Consider the following 17,236-nt stretch of genomic DNA (forward strand, 5'->3'; position numbering starts at 1 on the left):
TCAGCCTCGCAATCAAATAACCCCCCATGCCCGAAACCTCCCCCTGCCCGTCATCTCCCTGAGGCCGAGCTCCAACACGATCCGCCGCGCCCCTTGCGGCGTGACGTCGAGCGTTTTTGCCACCATCCCGGCCGACACCAATGGCTTCGCCATGACGAGTTCCACCAGCTCGGGTAGCTTTGACGAGGCCCGGCGCCCCTCCAGCTTGCGCTCCATCATCCGCCGCGCCAGCGCCAGCCGATCATGCTCTTTCAGGCCGGCCTCGGCGGCCGCCAAAACACCGTGGGCGATGGCAAGCAGCCGGGTTTCGCGGTTGCGATGACGACGGCGATCAACGGGGATGGTTTTCAGGCCGAGGTTGATCGCCGCGAGGTGACCACCTGATGTGACACCACCCTGGCGCAGGAGCGAGGCGGCGAGCAGCCGGCCCATCCAGGCGGCGTGCTGCAGAACACCGATCTCGTTCCACGCATCGAGCGCCACGATCGCCTGCAGCACCGCCGGCAGTTCTTGTGCCCCGCGGAGCACGGCCCGCCATTCCTCCAGCCGCGCATCCTCATCCCAATCAAGATCATAAACGAGTGGGTCGGCCGGAGTCCGTCCGGGCTTGTTGATCGCGCCGGGCTTCCTTGCTTCTTTGATGGCTGCGTCGGAGCGGGCGAGCAGCGCATCGAGGGCGGCGAGCTCGGCATCCAACGCGTCCTCGCCAGCGTCATCGCCTTTCTCCTCGCATTCCTCCGGCCCCTCCCCTCCCCGGTCAGCCACTTCACTCGCCTTGGCTTCGTCGGCCACGGCACTGCCTCCCTCTCCCAAAGATGCCCCGGCCCACGGCCGGCGCAGGCCGCGCAGGCCTTCTTCTGACAGAGCCCAGGCGGGTGGATGGTCGGCGATGCGCCGGCGGGTGCGTAAAACGTCGCGGGCGATGGTGAGTTCGTGGGTGGGTGTGCGGATGTCGCGGAGACTGTCGTGGAGGACGAGGTCTTCGAGGTGGACGAGTTCGCCGTCGATCCAGAGGGAGGCGCAGGCGTCGGTGAAGTTTTGGCGTTCGAGCCATCCGCCGCCGACGGGGGAGCGAGAGATGCGCTCGTCAAGACGGGTAAGGGCGCTGCTGGCGTCGGCGACGGGTTTCAGCAGGGTGGAGATGGGTAATTTGGAAAGATCGCAAGGCATTGTTTTTATGGTAAACGATTTCTTAAACGAAAGCTAGTCCGCGGCTACGGTTCCACACATGATATAAATAAGCCCGCGGTGGTTCACCGCCGATAAGTACTGGGTATCGAATTGAACAAACATGCTCCTAAAGCGTGTTTTCGCCCGGAAATGTCGGGATTTTCAGCAGTTTGGCAGCAAAACGCGGCCGGCAAAAGCGCCTAGAGACGTTTACAAACGATCGTTTTCTCGTGTCTTCTGAGTTTGAACAGGCGGCGGCTTCCGTGCTTATTACCTTGCAAATCAGGAGCGAGGCTCCATAATTGCAAGGATGATTCACCGTCGTAAAGCCAAACAGGTCGAAGACCTCCTTGATACCAGCCCAGCCGTGGCCCTTCTGGGGCCGCGCCAGGTGGGCAAGACGACACTTGCCCTCGAAATCGGTGAAAGGCGGCCGTCGATCTATCTCGATCTCGAATCCGACGCTGACCGCGCCAAGCTGGCCGAGCCGGAATTATATCTCAGCCGTTTCGAGGACAGGCTGGTGATCCTCGATGAAGTGCATCGTTTGCCGGATCTGTTTCAGAACCTGCGCGGCCTGATCGATCGCGGCCGGCGCAAGGGATTGCGTACAGGGCGCTTCCTGCTGCTGGGATCGGCGTCCATCGATCTTCTGAAGCAATCCGGGGAGAGCCTTGCCGGCCGGATCGCCTATATAGAGCTGGCGCCGATCGACGGTCTGGAGGTCGAGGCCGGCGAACTCGACAAGCTGTGGGTCCGCGGCGGGTTTCCCGACAGCCTTATCGCTGCCAATGACCGCGCCAGTCAGCGCTGGCGGACCGACTTCATCCGGACCTATCTCGAACGCGACATTCCGATGCTCGGCCCTCGCATTGCAGCCGAAACGCTTCGCCGTTTCTGGACAATGCTGGCGCATCACCAATCGGGATTGCTCAATGCGGCGGATTTCGCGCGCTCGCTGAGCGTCGACGGCAAAACGGTCGCCTCATATCTCGACCTGCTGGTCGATCTGCTGCTAGTGCGACGGCTTGAGCCGTGGCACAGCAATGCCGGCAAGCGGCTGGTCAAGTCCCCGCGGGTCTATGTTCGCGATTCCGGCCTCGTCCACACGCTTCTTGGGCTCGAAACCCTCGATGACGTTCTCGGTCATCCGATCAGCGGCGCGAGCTGGGAAGGCTTCGTGATCGAAACCGTACATGCCGTCCTGCCCGAGGGCAGCCGGTCGAATTTCTATCGCACCTCGGCCGGCGCCGAGGTCGACCTGGTCATTACCCTTCCCGGCGGCCGGAAATGGGCAATCGAGATCAAGCGAAGCCTGAGCCCCAAAGTCGAGCGCGGTTTCCATCATGCGTGCGAGGATCTGCAGCCCGATCGCCGCATCGTCGTCTATCCCGGTGCTGAAGCATTTCCGCTTTCCGGCGATATCGAGGTGTTGCCTCTTCGGCAGCTCGGAGGCCAGCTCCTGGAGGCTGCTCGATGAAGCGCCCCAACACAAAGCAGCGCCTTATCGGCTATGCGCGCGTCTCCACCGAGGATCAGCAGACCGACGCGCAGACGGCCGAGCTGCAGGCCGCCGGCTGCACGCGGATCGTGACCGAGCATGGCTCCGGTGCATCGCGCGCCCGCCCTGCCCTCACCAGGCTGATTTCCAATATCAGCGCCGGCGACGTTCTCGTCGTTGTCCGCCTCGATCGGCTGGCGCGATCGGTGAGCCATCTGCTCGCCGTGATCGAGGACCTGACCGATCGCGGCGCTCATTTCCGGTCGCTGCATGATCCGATTGACACCTCAACCCCCCAGGGAATGTTTTCGCTGCAGGTTCTCGGTGCCGTCGCGCAGCTTGAACGGGCGCTCATCTCCGAGCGCACCAAGGCCGGCGTCCGGTCGGCCAAGGCGAAAGGCCGGATGCCCGGCAATCCGGGCCTGCGAGCGAGAAAGCCTGCGGCGATCGCGAAGATCTCGGCCGCCCGTCGATCGAACCATGAAGCGGAGCTGCGATCGACCATGGATTCGTGGATGCCGATCGTGAAGCGGATGCGCCCCGGCAATAGCTGGGAGGATGTGACACGGGTATTGGCGCTGAGCGGTATCGTGTGGACGCAGGAGCGGCTGCGGCGCTCCGTGAAGGCCCTGGTCGCATCAGGGCTGGCCTCGCCCGAGCTTCTCGAACGCGCCCTCCCCTCGCCGCCCGAGGATCGCCTGATGAAGCTTGTCGCCGGCATTGCGGCAGCCAACCCGGATCTCAGCCTCCGCGATATCGCCGGGCAGCTTGAGAAGCTGCGTGAGCGGACACCGCGGGGCGGTCTGAAGTGGTCGGCCTCCTCGGTCAAGAACCAGCTCGACCGCGCCCAGCAGCTCGGCCTGGTGTCACCGGCAGATAGCGACGCGGAACCGTCGGCAGGCGCCTAGTCCGGTCGCCGATCGGATCAGATGCCGGCCCGCTTCATCAGCTCGTCGAGGGCCTCGCCATAGGACAGGCCCGTATCGTTACAGTATTGCTTGAAGCGATTGATCATGCTGACCGGCCCGCGCACATAGGCGGAATCCTGCGGCTCGGACTGCCGGCGCACGCGCTCCACGCGCGTTACCGGTTCGCGGCTGACGAAGCCGACCTTTTCGGCGGCGCGCTCGGCGCGGTCTTCTCTATCCGGATCGGGCTGCTCGACGATCGGGGTCGGCTTGAACCCAGAAATGTCGACCTTCGGCTTGGCGCCGAATCCGAGGTCGTTGTTTTTTGCGGTCATCCCGCCTTCCTTTCCTGCTCATCCCCGCGCAGAAGTTCCAGCACTTCGGCTGTGAGTGTCTGGGCATTTTCGATCGCCGCTGCGAGCCCGTTCACTTCTTTCGGGTCCAGCTCAAAGAGGCTGAGCTTCTGCATGAACATGGCGTTGAAGGCCTCGCGCTGGTACAGATGCGTGCGCAAGACTGGCAAATCGTTGTCTTTCATCTGGCGGGTGATTTCACGCTCGATGCGCCGCGAGAATGGTGGCGGGCTCGTGCGGTTGAAGGCGAGAACATAGCGGATGCTCCGCCCCATATCGGCTTCGCTTTCCCGCACCAATTCGACCGCACGCGCGGCCTGTTTGGCGTCAAGCGCGGTGCCCCCAAGCGGGATCAAGGTCAGGTCCGCGCGCATGATCGTGCGTGAGGCCAGACGGCTCGCGGTGCCTTCAAGGTCAACGAGAACGAAGGTCGACTTCGCTGCCTCTGCTGCGATCAGGTCTCGGATGTTGCTTTCGGTCACGTCGCTGACGACGTTGATGCTCAATTTGCTGGCCCCTGTCCGCCAATCGGTAATGGGCTTATTGGGGTCGGCGTCAATAATGGATACGTTTGCACCGGCTTGAGCGAGCGTCGCCGCGATCGCCATGATGGTCGTCGACTTACCGGCGCCGCCTTTCGGGTTTGCCGCACATATGACCGGCATGGGTTTCTCCTGTTGGGCTGATAGCTTTCTGCAATCTAGCGCGCTTTCGTAAATGCTTTCTGAACGCTTGCTGTCCGAAAGCCCGCTTTCTGCAATCTTTCAGCACGCTTGCTACAAGCCTGCTTGCTACAAGCCTGCTTGCTGATAGCGCGCAAGCATACAGCAAGCGCGCACGCATGCAAGCATGATCGCGCGCAATCTGCTTGCTCTCCGCACGCTTTCCGATAGCTCTCATGCTGCTATCATCTCGCTTGCTATCAGCATGATTGCAGATTGCTTGCACCATATGCCGTTGATATTATGGGCGTTTCGTCATTCATCAGGACCGCCGGCGCAATCACTCGTTTCGTCAACTTGCCTCTCAGCGGGCAACCGGGACATCCTCGAATGGCATCGTGTAGAGAGGACTTCTGTTCTCCAAGCGGGTCGCCCATGCCTTTTGTAGCCCGATAGCGCCCGGAACAAACGTATTGCGACCCAACCGTAGACTCACCAGATGTTGAGCATCAATGACCAACCGCCGAAGTCGCGGGGAGGGCGACAGACAGAGCAACACGGCAGTTCGGCCGCTACGCAGGCCAGGACGATACCAATCTTCACGCGGTCATCGCCAACAATTGCCTGAACCAGGAGCGGCGGCGCCAAACGGCCCTCCCTCTCCGCGGCTGGCCGGCGGCCTCATCGCGACGGCGCCAGAGGATTATATGATCCGTTGGCACGTCGCCATTCCGACGGAAGTTCGAAATGGCTCGACCAGATCCCACGCCGCGCCGCGCGCGCCTCGGCCTCCAGTTCCGCATAGGAGGGCAGGGGAGGTTCTCCCGCCGGCGTCGCCATGACCAACATGCCCGCGCGTATGCCCTCTGCAGCAAGATCCCGGCCATCGACGAAACATTGAGCGCGATATGCGCTGTCGCCGCCCCGTTCAAACCGTGTCGGCCGACACTCCACCGTCTTCCCGAGCGTCAAACCCACGAGCCAGGCCGCGCCAACCGCACCACACGGCCATTGCACTCCCTCCAGTTCCGCTTTCTGCCTCACCTCGCAACCTTCTACCCCTTCCAGGCGTATCCGGTTCGCCGTGGGATATCGGCCAGCGTCGGCTGGCGCCGGCAGGAGATCGAAGCTGCGAGCATCATACACCTGCGCAAGCCCTGTGATTGCTTCAGGCAACGCCTGCGCCAAGGCCGGTTGGCCCGGACCGCTAATCATGCCTGCAATCAACGCCGAGCGCATCAACTTCAATTCGGCCTCCATTTCGTGCAGAACGTCGCAAAGGTCTTTTCGATACTCGGCTGATCGAGATCGATGCCGCGAGAGGTCGCCCAGCCACGGAAGGCCTGCGCGACGATATCAGCGTCCGGAGCCGGAGCGGGAGCGTGACGGCGAACAATCTCAGCCCATCTACCGAAGCCGATCGAGCCCGATTTCGGGAACCCGCTCGCTCGCGGAGCTGCAGACCCCGCCAACTTCGCGGCAAGCCGATCCTTGGCCAGCGCGAAAAGGGATCTGCTGATGAATAGCTCTCCAGCGCGCCCACGCTTTACCAGAGAGCGCAGATAAGCACCTGGATTTTCAACGATCCCATCGCTGTATTTCTGGACCGTCACCGCGAGAGCTGAGATCGCGATGTCCGGCCCGAGCTGGCTCTGTGCTTCCTGCCAGACCTGCGGGTTGATCGCGGCGACCGCACACATCCCCCGCCAGGAATCACGAAGGGCGCTCCAGCTTTCGAAGGCATTGGGCACAAATTCGACTATGGAAGGGCAGGCGTCCCTAACGAGCGACAGCGAAATATGCTGCACGTCATCGGCAAGCGTGGACTTCCGGCGTTGAGATTCTTGCGCGGACCTCGAAATTGCCCCAGGCTTTTTTTCGAAAGCCGTTTTACTTTTATCAGAATAAGGGGATTCATCGGCTGTAGTTTGTACCCGGCGATATATCGCCACCGCGGTGTCTAAATCTGAACGTAGAGAAGCATCCTCAAATGCCGATTCCGCATCGTCCCTCAGAGCTTCGAGGGCTTCGACTACGCCCCTAAAAACATCGAGATCGGCGACGGATGCCTCGCGAAGCGCATCGAGCTGCGCCTGTATCTGCTGCCACGGACCGTCGAGATCCGCCTTGCGAGCGCTGTCGAGGATCGCTTCGATGTCCCGGCGGATGGTCGTGCGCCGATAACCGAGCCTGCGCCGCTCGGCCGCCTCGTACTCATAGGCTTCGGCAAGTTCGAGCAGCTCGTCGTAGCGGGTGATGATCGGAGAAAGGTCGATGCCGTAGGCCTCGACGATCCGGCCATCACGATCACGCAGGCCGCGCCGCTGGAATGTCGGATGTGAGCTTTGCGCGATTAGCCCGACAGCGACCAGGCCGCGCAGATGGTGGCGGGTGGTCGACTCCGAAAGGCCGAGCTTGCTGGCCAGCGTTGCGTTGGACGGCCATACGATCGGGCTGGCCTCGGGATTGTCCCAATCCGCCGCCGGCGAGCAGCCGAACAGCTTGTCGAGCAGTGCGATCTTTGCCGCGCCGAGCCTCATGGCCGCAGCCGCGCGCTTGGCGAGCTGCAGTGCCTGAGTGCGCTTGATGCGCAATGTCCTGCTTTCTGCGTAGGCCCGAACGCCCTGTTGCGCGGCCAAACTTTCAGGCGTGATTTTCCGAGCGCCGGGATAGGCCCGTCGCGCCCCCTGGCCTTCGCCAGGGTAGTTTGTGGATTTCATCGTCCGTTTTCCTTCCGAAAAACGGCAAAGCGGGATCGTTCGCCGGACGGGCGTTTTCGCTTGACACTGATTCGGCCTTTTGCGATTATCCGGAATGAGAAATGAGCCGGGGTCTTCGCCAAAGGGCTTCGGGAAAATTACCGTCTGAATGAACCGGCCCTTGGAAGCGCCAACTTCCGGGGTCGTTCCGTTTCTGCCGTTGTTACATCTCCAAAATCGTTGATTTAGGTACGCCAATCGAATCAGTCTGCTCGCCAAAGCAGCCGATTCGATTGTGTAAGTATGCGCGTGCCCTCCAGCCGGCGCAATACTCCAGCCAAAGCCACAGTAAGTGATTCACGGGAGCGATGTCGGACCGGGAGCTATACTCCCGGCTTACTCGCCGTATAAATCGCGCAGTTTTTCGAAGATGTGCGGCGCGATCTCATACTGCCAAGCCTTCCCTCGACCGAGGGAAGTTCTGCCCATGGACGCGACAAGGAGACCCCGCTCTACAAGCGGATCAATCGTTTCCTGCGCGCTAGTACGGTTCATTCCCGTCAATTCGGTCACTGCCGTTAGCGTCAGGGGCGACTCAGCTTTGTAGAGACTATACAACAGATTCATCATTCCAAGCTGCCTTAATCGCGACGAGGGCGTCTCGTCGGCCAGCGGCTTGAACATGATCTCCTGCGTTATGAGGGTCGCAAAAATCGTACTATGCCATCTTATCTGAAGGGGGCTTGGCATGTGTTTAACTACAGGATATGCTATAGACAAGCTGCCCTGAACCTGCCCCTTTAAGAGCCATTCCGGGCGGATGTGTGTGGGAGGTCGGCATGAAAAGCGCTATCTTTCGGGCTATTTGGGCTACTTTCTGGCTAATCTCATTATACCCTATTTCCGGGAGTATTGCGCGCGCGGATGATTGGGGTTGCCAGGTCATCCTCTGCCTTTCCAATCCGGGCGGGGCGACTGAGTTTGCCGAGTGCCGACCGCCGATCGAAAAGCTCTGGCGTCACCTCGCCAGAGGTCATTCCTTCCCGATCTGCACTGGGGTCGGGTTCAAGGCGTCAAGGCCGGGATATGAGCCGTACTACTGCAACGATGGCTTCCGGCTCGTCTATCGCGGCGGGGACCACGGCGGTCAGGAAGTCGGCTGCGTCTCCACCGAACGGCAGGTCGTCAATGCGAGCTTCTGCCGATATGACGAAAATGGTGGAAGCGGGACGGCCATGTCCGCACGATGGGAGCGCGTCGACGGTCGATATTCCTGCACCGCCATCATCACCCAAGGACCCAATATTCGGGAGAAGCCGCGATTTGTCGATGTGACCATCGATGGAGTGGGGCGTCAGCGCGTGTGGTTCTGACGTCATGGTGGGGGGATTTTTCGACATTGCCCAGACCTGTGCTCCACAGATAGCCACTGAAACGATTGCGGCGATCGTCAGCGTCGAAAGCGGATTCAGGCCGCTGGCGATCAGGATCAACTCCGGCTACCCGCTGGCAGACCAGCCGAAGAGCAAGGCGGAGGCGATTGAGACCGCCACCGTCATGATCGCGGAAGGTCAGGATCTCGATCTTGGCCTCGGCGGGGTCAACGCCAGCCAGCTTAGCCGTCTCGGCCTCAGCATCTCCGACGCCTTCGATGTGTGCCTGAACCTGAAGGCGACGGCGCGGCTGCTCGACGGCTACTACCGTGTTGCGGTCAAGGCCGGCGCGGCTGACGGCCAGGCCGAGACCTTCATGCTGCGCGCCTATTATGGGCAGGGCGACAGTTCGACGGGCGAGATGGTCGGATATGACCGCCGCGTCTTCTCCGAGCGCGATCGGCTGGCGCCGCAGCTCGAGGCGCTGACGCTCAAGGAAGGTGACACTGGCCCGTTGCCAGCTCGCGAAAAGGGGGGCGGGGCTTCCCCTGGGATCGAGCAGGCCGAAAAGTCAGTCGTCAGCGGCGAGCACGACCAGGAGGCGGTCGGCCGTTCGCCACCGGCGCCGCAATGGGACGTATTCAATTCGGGGCGGGGAACCTCCGTCCTTGTTTTCTCAAAAGACAATCCGGAGATCTCGCAATGACGATTGGCGCGCGTGTCAGGCCTTTCGCAGCAGTCCTCACAATGGCAGCCGTTTTCGCGCTGGCCGCCGCGGAGCCAGCGATGGCGCAGGCCGGGGGCATCGAGACGGTGCTGCAGAACATCGTCAACATGCTCCAAGGCAACGTGATGCGGCTGCTCGCCGTCATAGCGGTCGCCATTGTCGGCATTGCCTGGATGTACGGATATCTCGATCTGCGCAAGGCGGCCTTCGTCGTTCTTGGCATCGGCATCATCTTCGGCGCGACCGAGCTGGTCAACACGATCGCGGGCGGCTGACGATGGCGCAAACGGTCGAGCTTGAAGAGGAGACGTTGTTTCTCGCCTGCACACGCCCGGCGATGATTGCCGGCGTCACCATGGAGGCGATGGGGTTCAACATGATCGCCACGACGACCCTGTTCATCGTCGCCGGGTCAGTTGTCTACGCCCTCGTCGGGGTGGCCTTCCACCTCATCTTCAAGGCGATCATCAAGCACGACCACAATATGTTTCGCGTCCTCATGGCCTGGATCGAGACGCGTGGCAGGGCGCGCAACGGCACGGTCTGGGGTGGTTCTTCCGTGACGCCGCTGAAACTGGTGCGGCGCTATGACGAAAGGGACCTCGGCCTTGTCTAGCGTCGCCACCACCAAGAAACGGGAGATCGAACCCGAAACGTTTATTCCCTTCGTCCGCCATGTCGACGAACGGGTGATCGCGCTCGATTCCCGCGCCTTAATGGTGATGATCGCGCTGGAGGGCGTCTCGTTCGAAACGGCGGACACGCTCGACCTCAACGCATTGCATCGAGATCTCAACACGCTCTATCGCAACATCGCTGATGAACGGCTGGCGCTGTGGACGCATGTGATCCGGCGCCGTGACAACCAGTATCCCGAAGGCGATTTCCGCACCCCATTCTCTCGTCGGCTGAACGAGAAATATCGCCAGCGCATGGTAGGCGAGGATCTGTTCCGCAACGACCTCTACCTGACCCTTGTCTGGCATCCAGGCCGCGATCCGGCCGAGCGGCTGGCCGAATTGTTCTCCCGGCTGCGCAAGGCGCGTCGAGGCGGCGTTGAACACGACGAAGAAGCGCTGAAGCATCTCAATGACGCGACCATTGATGTCGAGGCGGGGTTGAAGCGCTTCGGGCCGCGCGTGCTGACCCTCTATGAGCATGAGGGTGTAGTCTTCTCCGAGCCAAGCGAGGTGCTGCATCAGCTTGTCGGAGGACGCCGCGAGCGCGTACCGCTGACCCAGGGCCGAGTGTCATCGGCGATCTATTCCGATCGCGTGATCGTCGGCCGCGAAGCCATCGAGATTCGCCACGAAGGCTCAAGCCGCTATGCCGGCATGTTCGGCTTCAAGGAATATCCTGCCCGGACCCGTCCGGGGATGCTCGGCGGACTTCTTACGGTCCCTTTCGAGCTGGTGCTGACGCAGAGCTTCTCATTCCTTTCGAAGAGCGACGCCAAGACGGTCATGGGCCGCAAGCAAAATCAGATGGTGAGCGCAGGCGACAAGGCGAATTCGCAGATCGAGGAACTGGACGAGGCTCTCGACAATCTGGAATCGAACCGCTTTGTTCTTGGGGATCATCATCTGACGCTCACGGTCTATGCGGCCACGATCAAGGAACTCACCGACAATCTGGCGAAATCGCGCTCGCATCTGACCAATGGCGGAGCCGTGGTCGCGCGTGAGGATCTCGGCCTCGAATCCGGATGGTGGGCGCAGCTTCCCGGCAATTTCCGTTATCGGGCGCGATCCGGCTCAATCACATCGAGAAATTTCTCGTCGCTGTCGCCATTTCATTCCTATCCGGTCGGTCAGCGCGACGGCAATGAATGGGGTCCGGCGGTGGCGATGCTCAAGACAGCCTCCGGATCACCGTTCTATTTCAATCTCCATTTCGGCGATCTCGGCAATACCTTCGTTTCCGGCCCGTCCGGGTCAGGAAAGACGGTACTGCTCAACTTCCTGCTGTCACAAATCGAAAAGCACGATCCGCATATCGTCTTCTTCGACAAGGACAGGGGCGCGGACCTGTTCGTGCGCGCGGCGGGCGGCACCTATCTGCCGTTGAAGAACGGTGTGCCGACCGGCTGTGCTCCGCTGCAGGCTCTCGATCTCACAGCGGAAAACAAGGTGTTCCTGGCGCAGTGGATCGCGAAGCTCGTCGGTGCCAGGGGCCGGGAGCTGGCGGTGGCGGAAGTCCGCGATATCGCAAGCGCGATCGACGGGCTGGCCGATCTGCCGGTCGAGCGCCGGACGATCGGAGCGCTAAGAACGTTTCTCAACAATACGGACCCGGAAGGCATCGCCGCTCGGCTGCGGCGATGGGAGCGGGGAGGGCCGCTTGGTTGGGTCTTCGACAACGAGCGGGACGAAATCGGCATCGGGGCCAAATTCCTCGGCTACGACATGACGCAGTTCCTCGACAATGAGGAAATCCGCACGCCGCTCATGTCGTATCTTTTCTATCGCGTCGAGCAGCTCATCGACGGTCGTCGGATCATCATCGTCATCGACGAGTTCTGGAAGGCGCTGGCCGACGAGGGCTTTCGCGATCTTGCCCAGAACAAGCTCAAGACGATCCGCAAACAGAATGGCCTGATGCTGTTTGCGACGCAGAGCGCGCGTGATGCCATCGCGTCGCCGATCGCCCACACCATCATCGAGCAGTGCCCTACCCAGGTGTTCATGCCGAATTCGCGGGGCAGTCACGACGACTATGTCGGGGGATTCAAGCTCACCGAGCGCGAGTATGAACTGATCGCGCGCGAGCTGTCGAACGAAAGCCGCCGCTTCATCGTCAAGCAGGGGCACAACTCTGTCGTGGCCGAGCTGAATCTGGCCGGCTTTGACGATGAACTCGCCATTCTCTCCGGCCGGACGGCGAATGTCGAGCTTGTCGAAACGATCCGCGCCAAGGTCGGCGATGATCCTGAGGCTTGGGTGCCTCTCTTCCAGCAGCAAAGGAGTGCCGGATGATGCGTAAATGGAAATCCGCAGCGGCCGTCGCCGCATGGCTCGTTTTGTCGGCACAGCTCGCTGAGGCGCAGGGCATCCCTGTTATCGACCAAACGGCGATCGCCAAGCACATCGAGAGCATCGCGCAATTGAAGTCGCAGCTCGACGCGCTGAACCAGCAGATCACGCAGGCCGAGCAGCTCTTCGGCTCGCTGAACAAGCTGACCAATATGGCCGACGTCGCTTCCGTGCTGAAGGACCCTGCGATCCGCAAAGCTCTGCCGGAGAATTTCTCGGCGATCGAGGGCCTGATCAACGGCAACGGCTCAGGGGTCTTCGGAGAGGCGGCCTCTCGCTTTCTAGAAAGCAATTCGACCTACCATACGAGCGCCAACGATTTTTACGCGCAGGAGCTGTCGCGCGTTCAGCAACGTAACGCCGGCCAGATGAGCCTTGGGCAACAGATCTACGATGCGGCCACGAAGCGTATTGACGGGATCGACCAGTTGCGTCAGCAGATCTCGTCGGCCAGTGACGCAAAGGACATCGCCGACCTTCAGGCGCGCATCCAGGCTGAATCGGCGTTTCTCCAGACGGATGTTCTGCGCATGCAGGGCTTGCAGATGGTCCAGCAAGCGCAGGCGCAGGTCGAGGAGCAGCGCAAGGCCGAAGACTGGCGCCGACGCATCGACACGATGAACACGGCGCTCGGCCAATGAGACAAGTGCTGGCCGTCCTTCTGCTCCTATTGACCTCGGCCTGCTCGGAGGTGCCGGAGCGGACGTGGACGGTCAGCGAATTTATGGCCGACAGTGCTTTGCGGTCCGACCATCTCCGCCGTTGCCGTGAGAACCCGGGATCGTTGCAGAACACGGCCAACTGCAAGAATGCCGAAGAGGCGGAGGGCAGGATGCGCCTCCAGCGCATGAACAGAGCGCTGGGGGGCTAGCGGATGTATAATGTCTTCGCCTTTCTCGACAATCAGTTCTCCTCGCCATTGCAGAACTTCATCAGTTCCAGCACGAGCGGCATCAGCGGATGGGTGACCGGCCCGCTGACCGCGGCGCTGACCCTTTATGTTATCCTATACGGGTTTCTCGTCCTTCGCGGCTCCGTGCAGGAGCCGATCATGGAATTCGCCTTTCGGGCGATGAAGCTCGCCATCATCCTGCTCTTGGTGCGCAATGCCAGCGAATACCAGACTTATGTGACGAACGTCTTCTTCGAGATCCTGCCGCGGGAGGTCTCGGAGGCGCTGAACACGGGCGGAGCGCCGAGCGCGTCGACCTTCGATAGCTTGCTCGACAAGGGCCAGAAATCGGCCAACGACATCTGGGCGCAATCGGCATGGCCGGTCGATCCGCTCACGAGCTTCGCCGGCCTCGTCGTGATCGTCGTGACCTTCATCGTGGCCTCGATCGGCTATGTTGTATCTCTCTATGCCCGCGTCGCGCTGGCGATCGTTCTGGCGATCGGGCCGATTTTCATCGCGCTGGCCATGTTCCAGTCGACACGGCGCTTCACCGAAGCCTGGATCGGCCAGCTCGCCAATTTCGTCATCCTGCAGGTCCTGGTGGTCGCGGTCGGATCGCTCCTCGTGACAAGCTTCGCCACGATGTTCACAACGATCGAGGCCTATTCCGACGTGCTCATGCGGCCGATCGCGGTCGGGGCGATCGGGCTGGCCGCACTCTACGTCTTCTACCAATTGCCCGGCATCGCGTCTGCGCTCGCCTCGGGCGGGGCATCGCTCACCTATGGCTACACGGCGGCGAGGGATGGGCATCACAACACGGTAGTCCGGTCGATGGCCTGGGCATACCGCAGGATAAGGGGGACGGGCTGAAGCCCGCATAGTGAAGCCATGTTCAGAGTTCTGTCTTTATTGGTGATTGTGCTCTCTCTCGGCGGATGTGCATCGTTGAGCTATCCGCTACCGAAATGCGACGGATACGCCAAGCGACCCCTCAATCGTTCGATGTGGAATTGGGAAGCTGGCAAGGCCGGCGCCCAGCAGCAGCAGACGAACGCCACGACGTCGACACCTGTCACCCCGCTTTCCTTCGCGGATGCCCCTCCGAATCGGCAGCAGCCGACGGCCTTTGCCAGCTTCAACGAAGCGGCCTCCTACCGCTCTTGCTCGGCAGGGTAGGGCATTCCATGGTGACGAATGACAGTTTGAAGGACTATTTCGACAAGGCGCGGCGGTTCGATCAGGACAGGCTGATTTCTGCCGAGCGTTCGCGCCGTCTGGCTTGGTTCGTGGCCATCGTGGCGAGCGGGATCGCCGCCCTTTCGATGGCAGCGGTGGCCGCTTTGACGCCGCTGAAGACGGTCGAGCCCTTCGTGATCCGAGTCGACAATGCGACAGGCATCGTCGACGTCGTCTCGGCGCTTACGTCGACGGCGGGGACCTATGATGAGGAAGTCACGAAATACTTCGCGGGTCGATATGTCCGGGCGCGCGAGGGATATGTGTGGAGCGAGGCGGAGGAGAATTTTCGGACAGTCTCGCTTTTGTCGAATGCGGCCGAGCAGACCCGGTTTTCCGCCTATTACCGGGGCGGCAACCCGGAATCGCCGCAGAATATCTATGGCCGCGCCACCACCTCCCGAATCGCCATCAAGTCGATATCGCTGATCAACAGCAATGTGGTTTCCGTCCGCTATATCAGGACGATCACCCGCGGCGAGGAGGTGAGAACGACCCACTGGGTCGCGACCATCACCTATACCTATGCGAATGCGCCGATGTCCGCGACAGACCGCCTGGTCAACCCGCTCGGCTTTGTTGTCAGCGAGTACCGAGCAGACCCGGAGGCAATCAATTGACGAGGAACGTAATTCTTGCGGCCGCAATCGTAGTGGTGATGTCGTCGTTGCCGGCAGGCGCGCTCGAGGTGCCGAGCGGCGGCGGACAGGACAACCGGGTGCGCTTCGTCGATTACCAGCCGTACAACGTGACGCGCGTCATCGGCTCGATCAGGTCCTCGGTCCAAGTCGAATTCGCCGCTGATGAGGAGATCGCCCATATCGCGCTTGGCAACTCGGTCGCCTGGGAAGTGGCTCCAGCCGGCAACATCCTCTTTCTGAAGCCGCGCGAAAACCAGCCCGTCACGAATATCTCGGTCGTGACCACGCGCCGCGACGGTTCAAAGCGCAGTTATCAGATGGAACTGGTCGTCAGGGAAGGATCGGTCGCGGCCGGCGAGGCGACCTATTTTTATGTGAAATACCGCTACCCGGCGGATGAGGCCGAACGGTGGCGGCTGGAGGCGGAAGCGGCCAAACGTGCCGCGCAGGCCGTCCTTGCCGATCAGGTGCTCAATGTCCACGAGCAGTACGGGCCACGCAATTGGCGTTATTCGGCGCAGGGCTCGGCCGCGATCGAGCCCCAGGCGGTCTATGACAACGGCAAGATCACGACATTTGCGTTCACGGGCAATCAGGAGATGCCGGCGATCTATATCGAGAACTCGGATGGCACGGAAAGCCTCGTCCCCAAGACCGTGCAGGGCGATCTGGTCATGGTCCACGCGATCAGCCGTAAATTCATCCTGCGGCGTGGGAACGATACTCTGTGCATTTTCAACGAAGCGTATACGCCCGTTGGCATCAATCCGGGAACCAACACCACGTCGCCGTCGGTCGAACGTGTGGTGAACCCATCAAGCCAGGCAACACCGAAATAGGGAGAGATGCATGGCCGAAGAGGCAGACGCTACCATACCGGGCGAGCGCAGCCAGTCGGACACGGCGCGCAAGGTTGACGGCAATCCGACCCTCAAGAGAGGCGTGGTTGTGGTTGCTGTCGTGGCCTTCATGGGCTTTGCGCTCTGGTCGATGCGCCAGGCTCCGCAGGAAGAGACGACGGACCAGCCAGAACGCACCGTCATCCGGCAGAACACGCCGTTCGAGCCAGCCCGTGAGGAGCCTCGGCCGACGGTAACGGTCGTTCCGGAAGTGCAGCTCCCCACCCCCGTCCTGGCCACGCCCGAGGCGGCGCCCGTCGACGAATTGTTGGAGTCGGCAAGGCGCGCGCCCGTCATGGCCTTTGGCGGAGGGCAATCTGGAACGGCAAACCGGCAACCGCCCTCGGCAGCGGCGGCCGGCGAGTCCGGCTTCATTCCCGCTAACGGGATGTTGAGCGGCGGGCAGGGCGGAGAGAATGAGGATCAGCGGTTCTCGCGCATGATGACACCCACACGGCTCGAGGGATCGAAGGCCGGATATCTCGGCAACCGGAACTTCATCGTCGCGATGGGGACCTCGATCCCCTGTGCCCTGGAGACCGCGCTCAGCTCCGATCAGCCCGGTTTCACGAGCTGCGTCATCACCCGTGACGTGCTCTCAGACAACGGCCGGGTGGTGCTGATGGAAAAGGGCACCCAGGTGGTCGGAGAGTACCGAGGCGGGCTGAGGCGCGGGCAAAGCAGGCTCTTCGTGCTCTGGAACCGCGCGAAGACGCCGACGGGTGTGATCATTACGCTCGCCTCGCCCGCAACCGACGCGCTCGGCCGAGCTGGATTCGATGGCTATGTCGACACGCATTGGTGGGAGAGGTTTGGCAGCGCTCTGCTGCTGTCGATCGTCGGCGACGTCACCTCCTATGCCAGTCAGCAGCTTCAGGATCAGGATGTGCAAGCGCAGGGCACGACAAGCGCTGGCCGCGATGCGGCATCGATCGCAGTCGAGCAATCGATCAACATTCCGCCGACGCTCTCCAAGCACCAGGGTTCGCTGGTGTCGATTTTCGTCGCGCGTGACCTCGATTTCTCGAACATTTACAGCCTGCGCGTGACGGAACCGAAAAACATCATCTACGACCGGGCTGCGATGGGTGATTTCAGCCGGCATTCCGACCTGGTCACGAAATAGGGCAGGGGATG

Annotated in this window: 21 protein-coding genes; 14 read left to right on the forward strand and 7 right to left on the reverse strand. The window is 61.5% G+C overall.

Annotation, left to right across the window (positions count from 1 at the left end):
* Window positions 1–12: 12 nt before the first annotated feature.
* Entirely contained in the window at window positions 13–1,170 is a 1,158-nt protein-coding gene (locus F9K94_RS22610; protein WP_407922064.1) for an RHE_PE00001 family protein, read from the reverse strand.
* A gap of 310 nt (window positions 1,171–1,480) precedes the next feature.
* On the opposite strand from F9K94_RS22610, the gene F9K94_RS22615 reads away from it, so the two are divergent.
* A complete protein-coding gene (locus F9K94_RS22615; protein ID WP_151648794.1) occupies window positions 1,481–2,650 on the forward strand; it encodes an ATP-binding protein in 1,170 nt (389 codons plus the stop codon).
* Window positions 2,647–3,579: a recombinase family protein gene (locus F9K94_RS22620; RefSeq protein ID WP_151648796.1), complete on the forward strand. Its 933-nt coding sequence runs from the start codon at window positions 2,647–2,649 to the stop codon at window positions 3,577–3,579. The genes F9K94_RS22615 and F9K94_RS22620 overlap by 4 nt, the downstream gene beginning before the upstream one ends.
* Before the next feature lie 17 nt (window positions 3,580–3,596).
* Here the strand turns inward: F9K94_RS22620 and F9K94_RS22625 are convergent, their stop codons facing one another.
* The 6 genes from F9K94_RS22625 to F9K94_RS22650 all read right to left on the reverse strand — a co-directional run bounded on the left by F9K94_RS22625 (window position 3,597) and on the right by F9K94_RS22650 (window position 7,977).
* Complete coding sequence (locus tag F9K94_RS22625; protein WP_151648798.1) at window positions 3,597–3,914, reverse strand: hypothetical protein; 318 nt, start codon at window positions 3,912–3,914, stop codon at window positions 3,597–3,599.
* Window positions 3,911–4,597: a ParA family protein gene (locus tag F9K94_RS22630; RefSeq protein WP_151648800.1), complete on the reverse strand. Its 687-nt coding sequence runs from the start codon at window positions 4,595–4,597 to the stop codon at window positions 3,911–3,913. The genes F9K94_RS22625 and F9K94_RS22630 overlap by 4 nt, the downstream gene beginning before the upstream one ends.
* 361 nt (window positions 4,598–4,958) lie before the next feature.
* Complete coding sequence (locus F9K94_RS24965) at window positions 4,959–5,153, reverse strand: DUF4113 domain-containing protein (protein WP_407922065.1); 195 nt, start codon at window positions 5,151–5,153, stop codon at window positions 4,959–4,961.
* 122 nt (window positions 5,154–5,275) lie between these two features.
* A complete protein-coding gene (locus F9K94_RS22640) occupies window positions 5,276–5,833 on the reverse strand; it encodes a hypothetical protein (RefSeq protein WP_235920678.1) in 558 nt (185 codons plus the stop codon).
* 5 nt (window positions 5,834–5,838) lie between these two features.
* On the reverse strand, window positions 5,839–7,314 hold the full coding sequence (gene repC, locus F9K94_RS22645; RefSeq protein ID WP_151648804.1) for a plasmid replication protein RepC: 1,476 nt from the start codon (window positions 7,312–7,314) through the stop codon (window positions 5,839–5,841).
* Window positions 7,315–7,689: 375 nt separating this feature from the next.
* Window positions 7,690–7,977, reverse strand: coding sequence for a MarR family transcriptional regulator (locus F9K94_RS22650; RefSeq protein WP_235920675.1), 288 nt, complete (start codon window positions 7,975–7,977; stop codon window positions 7,690–7,692).
* Between the two features lie 155 nt (window positions 7,978–8,132).
* Here F9K94_RS22650 and F9K94_RS22655 point away from each other — a divergent pair, with 155 nt between their 5' ends.
* Genes F9K94_RS22655 through virB10 form a run of 12 tightly spaced genes read left to right on the forward strand, consistent with a single transcriptional unit; the run spans window position 8,133 to window position 17,225 of the window.
* Complete coding sequence (locus F9K94_RS22655; protein ID WP_151648808.1) at window positions 8,133–8,666, forward strand: hypothetical protein; 534 nt, start codon at window positions 8,133–8,135, stop codon at window positions 8,664–8,666.
* The gene (locus F9K94_RS22660; RefSeq protein ID WP_407922066.1) at window positions 8,635–9,372 is read left to right on the forward strand and encodes a lytic transglycosylase domain-containing protein; all 738 of its coding nucleotides are present in this window, start codon (window positions 8,635–8,637) and stop codon (window positions 9,370–9,372) included. Before F9K94_RS22655 ends, F9K94_RS22660 begins: the two co-directional genes overlap by 32 nt.
* Entirely contained in the window at window positions 9,369–9,668 is a 300-nt protein-coding gene (locus F9K94_RS22665; protein ID WP_151648810.1) for a TrbC/VirB2 family protein, read from the forward strand. The genes F9K94_RS22660 and F9K94_RS22665 overlap by 4 nt, the downstream gene beginning before the upstream one ends.
* Before the next feature lie 2 nt (window positions 9,669–9,670).
* Window positions 9,671–10,009: a type IV secretion system protein VirB3 gene (locus F9K94_RS22670; protein WP_151648812.1), complete on the forward strand. Its 339-nt coding sequence runs from the start codon at window positions 9,671–9,673 to the stop codon at window positions 10,007–10,009.
* On the forward strand, window positions 9,981–12,368 hold the full coding sequence (locus F9K94_RS22675) for a VirB4 family type IV secretion/conjugal transfer ATPase (RefSeq protein WP_235920676.1): 2,388 nt from the start codon (window positions 9,981–9,983) through the stop codon (window positions 12,366–12,368). Before F9K94_RS22670 ends, F9K94_RS22675 begins: the two co-directional genes overlap by 29 nt.
* Window positions 12,368–13,066 carry a P-type DNA transfer protein VirB5 gene (gene virB5, locus F9K94_RS22680; protein ID WP_151648904.1) on the forward strand — a complete coding sequence of 233 codons (699 nt, stop codon included), beginning with the start codon at window positions 12,368–12,370 and terminating at the stop codon, window positions 13,064–13,066. The genes F9K94_RS22675 and virB5 overlap by 1 nt, the downstream gene beginning before the upstream one ends.
* Window positions 13,063–13,296: an EexN family lipoprotein gene (locus F9K94_RS22685; RefSeq protein ID WP_151648814.1), complete on the forward strand. Its 234-nt coding sequence runs from the start codon at window positions 13,063–13,065 to the stop codon at window positions 13,294–13,296. Before virB5 ends, F9K94_RS22685 begins: the two co-directional genes overlap by 4 nt.
* A 3-nt stretch (window positions 13,297–13,299) precedes the next feature.
* Window positions 13,300–14,193 (forward strand): type IV secretion system protein, encoded by an 894-nt coding sequence (locus F9K94_RS22690; RefSeq protein ID WP_151648816.1) that lies wholly within the window; start codon window positions 13,300–13,302, stop codon window positions 14,191–14,193.
* Window positions 14,194–14,211: 18 nt separating this feature from the next.
* Window positions 14,212–14,499, forward strand: a complete 288-nt coding sequence (locus F9K94_RS24970; protein WP_151648818.1) for a type IV secretion system protein VirB7 — start codon at window positions 14,212–14,214, stop codon at window positions 14,497–14,499.
* A gap of 8 nt (window positions 14,500–14,507) precedes the next feature.
* On the forward strand, window positions 14,508–15,179 hold the full coding sequence (locus tag F9K94_RS22700; RefSeq protein WP_151648820.1) for a virB8 family protein: 672 nt from the start codon (window positions 14,508–14,510) through the stop codon (window positions 15,177–15,179).
* A 26-nt stretch (window positions 15,180–15,205) separates the two neighbouring features.
* Entirely contained in the window at window positions 15,206–16,039 is an 834-nt protein-coding gene (gene virB9, locus F9K94_RS22705) for a P-type conjugative transfer protein VirB9 (RefSeq protein ID WP_268906966.1), read from the forward strand.
* Window positions 16,040–16,049: 10 nt separating this feature from the next.
* Window positions 16,050–17,225 carry a type IV secretion system protein VirB10 gene (virB10, locus tag F9K94_RS22710; RefSeq protein ID WP_151648822.1) on the forward strand — a complete coding sequence of 392 codons (1,176 nt, stop codon included), beginning with the start codon at window positions 16,050–16,052 and terminating at the stop codon, window positions 17,223–17,225.
* The last annotated feature ends 11 nt before the right edge of the window (window positions 17,226–17,236 follow it).

Source organism: Brucella tritici (assembly GCF_008932285.1).
Classification (GTDB): Bacteria; Pseudomonadota; Alphaproteobacteria; order Rhizobiales; family Rhizobiaceae; genus Brucella; species Brucella tritici.